Raw genomic sequence first — 514 nt, 5'->3', positions numbered from 1 at the left:
GCACCTTGCGTACCTTGAGGTCCAGTAGCACCCGTGTTACCTTGAGGTCCAGGAGGCCCACCAGAAGGTCCAGTAGGTCCGGTAACTCCTATACCAGTAGCACCCGTGTTACCTTGAACACCTTGAGGTCCAGTAGCACCCGTGTTACCTTGCGCACCTTGAGGACCAGTGGAACCAGTAGCACCTGTGTTACCTTGAACGCCTTGAGGTCCAGTGGAACCAGTAGCGCCTGTGTTACCTTGCGCACCTTGAGGTCCAGTGGAACCGGTAGCACCTTGCGTACCTTGAGGTCCAGTAGCACCCGTGTTACCTTGCGCACCTTGAGGTCCAGTAGCACCCGTGTTACCTTGCGCACCTTGAGGTCCAGTGGAACCAGTAGCGCCTGTGTTACCTTGCGCACCTTGAGGACCAGTGGAACCGGTAGCACCTTGCGTACCTTGAGGTCCAGTAGCACCCGTGTTACCTTGAGGTCCAGGAGGCCCACCAGAAGGTCCAGTAGGTCCGGTAACTCCTA

At 57.2% G+C, this 514-nt stretch carries 1 pseudogene; it reads right to left on the bottom strand.

What is annotated here, in order from left to right:
• Positions 1–514 (bottom strand): annotated as a pseudogene (locus MR155_RS31350) (collagen-like protein); the annotation flags it as partial.

Source organism: Bacillus cereus group sp. BfR-BA-01331, from assembly GCF_022663915.1.
GTDB lineage: Bacteria > Bacillota > Bacilli > Bacillales > Bacillaceae_G > Bacillus_A > Bacillus_A mycoides.
This window is presented reverse-complemented; position numbering and strand designations above follow the sequence as displayed.